A 5,275-nucleotide genomic window follows, 5' to 3' on the forward strand; every position below is an offset into this window, starting at 1 on the left:
ATCGCTGCAGTTGTTTCCATAGTCGTCAAAGAAGCCATGTTCTGGTATACCATGATATATGCTAAGAAGCTTAATTCATCTGCTTTTAAAGCAGATGCCTGGCATCATCGTTCTGATGCCCTGTCATCAGTTGGGTCTTTTATCGGAATTGGCCTGGCCATGATAGGATTTCCTATTATGGATCCTATTGCAAGCCTTGTTATCTGTCTGTTTATTCTTAAAGTAGCTTATGATATCTCCCGGGATGCTCTGGATAAAATGCTTGATACATCCTGTGATAAGGATTTTGAAGAAAATCTACGGACTTTCATTGAAGATCAGCCGGGAGTTGAACACATAGACCTGCTTCACACAAGACAGTTTGGAAACAAAATCTATATCGATCTTGAAATCGCAACCCAAAGAGATATTTCACTTGTTGAAGCTCATGAAATTGCAGAGTCCGTTCATAACAGTGTCGAAAACAAGTATCCTAATGTAAAACACATAATGATACATGTTAATCCGGTAGAGTAATATTTCGATTAACATCATCAGATCTAATAGAAAGAGCAAGTACATTTTGCGGTATTTGCTCTTTTTTGTTTTTTCTCGCCTTTTCCCTGATTTTCGACGTTATCCGAAAAATCCCTTTCCATACTTATAACGTAACAATATTTTATGAGTCATATGGAGATTACAGACGATAATGATCGCGAAATCTACATTATGACTCCCAGTTCTTTGCGTTGATAGCGCAGGAAGGGAGACATTATGAAGTCTCATTTTTTTGCTTTTTTGCAACTCGTTGTTTTCTGTATCGTACTTACAGTAGGTTTTGACACAGAAAGGCTTGTGGTCATGCCACCACTAACGGTGTATGCCGATCAGATTTCTGAGGTTGAAGAGGCTGAAGCTTTTGATGAAAATTCGGATTCGGATTCAGAGTCAGATAATACTGACAACGAAAATGATGAGGAAAATTCTGATGATTCAGCAGATGAAGCGAAAGATTCCAATATGGATTCTAATGACACAACTAATTCTGATGCAGACTCCAACACCAAGGAAGACACTAACTCCGAGTCAGAAGACAAGTCCGAGGATATTTCCGAAGACACAAATACTGCAGTGGGCTCTGAACCAGAGGAAGTTAAATCCAATGTAGATGATAAAGCTGAGCAGTTTGAGCTTTCTGACAAGACAGGTCACATTGAATCGATCAGATTCAGCAGACCGGAAAGAAAGACAGAGGCACCAACCGAAGCGGAAACCGTGGAGCCAGAGACAGAACAGGAAACAGAACCGGAAACTCAGTCTGAAACTCAAGAGGAGACTCAAGAGGAAACTACTCAGGAAGAGACAGCACCGGAATCAGTAGCAGAGACTCAGCCGGAAACCATACCCGAAACAGAAACTGTCGCTGAGACAGAAGCTGTAAAGGAGGTTCCTGCTAAGAGTCACTCTACACGCGGTGGCGGTATTACCACTTATGACAACAGCGAGATGGATTACATCAATAATCCTGAAACGCCAGTTTTTTTAGTCGAGGAGGTAATCCCTGAGCCTAAGGCCATTGAGGTACAGCAGCCTGTAGTAACAGTAACAGAACATCGTTCTACACCTAAAACAGGTGAATCAGACGATCTTTACTTGTTAACAGCCTGCATCCTCATCCTTTTTGCGCTTATCCTTAATGCCCCATCTTTCTATGGAAAGACTGGTGCAACTCTGTCAAAGGAAGTTAAATCTATAAACAGAGAAGATAGCTTAAAGGCACTTGGGTTAACAGCAACAAGAGCAAACTGCAGGACAAGGAGGTCTCGCAGAATGCAAAAGAGGGCACTTGCCTTTCTTGCTTTTGGTCAGACTCGCTAATATAGGAGTTCTGGCCGTGTCACTAAAAATGAAGCCCGTATTCACGGCTTCACGAGACTCATCATAAACGCACCCGATCCACTCTAAAGCTAAGGCAGGTAACTGTTGAGAAGCATTAACAGGTTGGGGTGTATGTCTTACCTTTTTGGGAAAGTATTATTTTTCCTTAGAGAGTACATAATGTTATTTTAAACGTTGCATCTTGTAACTGAGCGATCACGCACTAATAGCAGCACTATACTTCTTTCTGCTCCGACAAGTTCAATCGGACATTGGAAGAGAACCTTTGAAAGAAAGCGTAAGCGCTGGGTGCGGATGGTCCGTAGAAGCCTGTACAGAACGTTATGTACGGGCTTTTTATATTGCCAATATATTTTAGGCACAATATGTCATGATTATATTGACACAAAATTCAGTCAGTGCTATTCTAATGCCAGAGTATATATGACACAGAGAGGAGCGATAAATCATGAAAAAAATGACAATTGAAGATGCTTTAAAAAGAATCAAAGAGCTGGAAGAGGAGAATGCTAAGCTCAAAGAAGAACTTGAATACTACAAAAATAGAAAAATCGGCGGAAGAAAGAAACATGACGAACAGTGGATGCAGGGCTATAACGACTTCGTTGTTCAGTATGAAAGTGGAAAGACCATAATGGAGATTGTAGATACCGGTTTATGCAGCCGTAGGACAGCGTACAGGTATAAGACTTATTACGATGAGATCAATAAGTCTAAAAAGGAAAAATAATAATTTTCCCTAACAATAAGAGAATCCATATTTTACCTCAAACGTACGAAAAACTTTATGAGACGGTAATTAGGTTTAGATTATGTATGTATATAACATATATAATGTTAAAATAATACATATACTCAACTTGACATAGTCTGATATAAATAATACAGTTAAGTATAGGTACAATTATTACATTTTTTAAAGTAAATTCCGACAAATCATTAACTTGTCGAGGTAAATTATGAACTTGTATTATGAACTGTTGCAATATCCGGTTTTTTCCATGAAAGAAGTTAATGCTCTATATTCCAGCGAACGGACAGCAAGAGTGGCATTGGAAAAACTTCTAAAGGAAAATATGGTATTAAAAATCCGAAATGGATTATATACGTGCGTGAGTGGGGAAAATGGCGGACCAGTGGCGAACAGGTATCAGGTTGCCAGTGCTATCACGCCCTCTTCATATGTATCCCATCATACAGCCTTTGAGTATTACGGATCTGTAGATCAGGTTTTCTATGAGGTTTATGTCGGATCTGAGACTCGTTTTCATGATTTTGAGTTTGATGGGTACACATACCATTATGTCAAAGGTCAAATGAAGGACGGTATAGTTTCTCCTGAGTTTGGCGGCGGCGTGAGGGTTACAGATAAGGAGCGAACAATAATAGATTCCATAAAGGATATGAATCTCATCGCCGGACTGGAAGAGGTTCTTTCATGTGTAATATCCGTGGCCAATATTGATGAGGAGAAAATGTCAGATTATATGATTCAGTATGACAGTGCCTTTCTATATCAGAAAATCGGATTTATTTTTAGCGAATACCAATCGGAACTTGGAATAAGCGATGCTTTCATTAACCTATGCAAAGATAAGATAGGAAATTCAAAACGATATCTGACAAATGGTATTAGTTCACCTACTTATTCCTCTGAATGGAAACTGGTATATCCAAGAAATATTAAGAACATCAAGAACGGAGATATAGAAGATGCCGCAGTTTAACAGAAGAGAGCTTGACACCAGGGCGAGAGAATATGGTTTCAACAGAGACACATTTGAGAAGGTTCTTCGATTAAGAAAGATTCTTGAGTTTTTGAACACGCATGAATATATGCGTGAACACCTCCTGCTTAAAGGGGGGACTGCGATCAATCTTACCGTTTTCAATCTTCCACGTTTATCTGTTGATATAGATCTGGATTTTGTACCGAATCTAAATAGAGAAGATACTATAAGCGAAAGAGAGAAATTATCTACGCTTATAAAGGGGTATATGTCTGAGCAAGGATATTCTCTTTCCGATGCTTCAAGATTCAGTCATAGCCTGGATGCATTCCACTATAATTATGTGAATGCAGCCGGAAATAAGGATATGATCAAGATAGAGATCAACTATTCATTGAGAACTCACGTGCTTCCTGAAGAAGATAGAGCTATTGTGACAGCTGCTTTCGGAAATCCACTAAAGATAAGAACGGTTGCGGCCATGGAAATCTTTGCAGCAAAGACAAATGCCTTGATAAGCAGGGCTGCCGCCAGAGATTTATATGACTTCTGTACTATGGCTGACATGAAGTTATAAATAATCAGCCAGAAAACCCATGACCTTTTGGTCGTGGGATGAATGGCGTCGCTTTTGGAAACGTAAAATATAAAAGTGTCACTATGTATATGGCACTTAATGTACTATCATATACATATAGGATTGATCCGGGTCAAAAAAGTATGTATCTAACCATTAAGCAACAGTAATTAAATACATCAAGGAACAGAAAAAACATGACTTATGAAGAATACAATAAGCTTCTGAAACAATATCATAAACTTTCTGACAGACATATTTTAGTTGCAGAGACGGATATGTCTTATTCCGATGTACAAAAGGTTGTTGCTCTTTCTGATAAGGTCCGCAAAGCAGGTAACGAACTTGTTGGCCTTATGAGAAAGAATCATGACCAGCTTATGCGCACAAAGAAATACCGTAAACTTCTCAATCTATACGGAAATACTGAGAATAAGGTACATCGTAAATCTCTGGCTAAACAGCTTAACGAAATGCAGAAAGCCTATAATGTAACCTGGGATTTTTGCAGGGCTTCCATGATACCTATCGGCAAGAAATACGGCATAGATGCAGTATTCGCTCTCACTAAAGCCGAGGATGTATGGCGTGGTATGGAAAAATGTCTTTATAGTAACGGAGAGATGCTTCATTTTTCCAAGTACGGAGAGCTTCCCTGCATCAGAGCAAAGCAGATAAATCGTGGAATACCTGTCTCTATAAAAGATAATAAAGTGCAGTTTAAACTTGGTAGGATAATGTTTGGGTTGCAGATAAAGGACAGATTTCAAACCGATGAAATAAATGCTGTCATGTCATATTTTGCCAATCCTGAGATTATGGATACAAAAGCGGTGGATACATTTATAGAAGGAGCCCGTTGCATAGACACATTCAGACCCTGCTATGCTACTCTTGTTCCCAAATTCATCAGGGGAAAATACAGGGTATACCTTCATCTGACCATTGAGGGTAAAGCGAAGCCTAAATATGATAAGTTTGGCAATCAGAGACATAAGTATGGTAAAGGAATTATAGGTGCAGATATAGGAACTCAGACAGTCGCCTATACCTCTGATACGGAAGTTGGGATAAAGAACTTATCAGAACG

At 39.2% G+C, this 5,275-nt stretch carries 5 protein-coding genes and 1 pseudogene; all 6 read left to right on the plus strand.

The window, feature by feature from the left end; translation table 11 throughout:
• Positions 1-516 (plus strand): cation diffusion facilitator family transporter (locus tag T357_RS0118080; protein WP_031555721.1); only part of this gene is annotated, 516 nt, incomplete at its 5' end.
• 237 nt (positions 517-753) lie between these two features.
• Entirely contained in the window at positions 754-1,857 is a 1,104-nt protein-coding gene (locus T357_RS0118085) for a hypothetical protein (protein WP_031555724.1), read from the plus strand.
• A gap of 469 nt (positions 1,858-2,326) precedes the next feature.
• A complete protein-coding gene (locus tag T357_RS0118090; RefSeq protein ID WP_330373154.1) occupies positions 2,327-2,608 on the plus strand; it encodes a hypothetical protein in 282 nt (93 codons plus the stop codon).
• A gap of 229 nt (positions 2,609-2,837) precedes the next feature.
• Positions 2,838-3,605: a type IV toxin-antitoxin system AbiEi family antitoxin domain-containing protein gene (locus tag T357_RS0118095; protein ID WP_031555729.1), complete on the plus strand. Its 768-nt coding sequence runs from the start codon at positions 2,838-2,840 to the stop codon at positions 3,603-3,605.
• The gene (locus tag T357_RS0118100; protein WP_031555732.1) at positions 3,592-4,185 is read left to right on the plus strand and encodes a nucleotidyl transferase AbiEii/AbiGii toxin family protein; all 594 of its coding nucleotides are present in this window, start codon (positions 3,592-3,594) and stop codon (positions 4,183-4,185) included. Before T357_RS0118095 ends, T357_RS0118100 begins: the two co-directional genes overlap by 14 nt.
• A gap of 197 nt (positions 4,186-4,382) precedes the next feature.
• Positions 4,383-5,275 (plus strand): annotated as a pseudogene (locus T357_RS0118105) (hypothetical protein); the annotation flags it as partial.

Origin of the sequence: Oribacterium sp. FC2011, assembly GCF_000701645.1 — a bacterium.
In the GTDB taxonomy this organism is placed as follows: domain Bacteria; phylum Bacillota; class Clostridia; order Lachnospirales; family Lachnospiraceae; genus Oribacterium.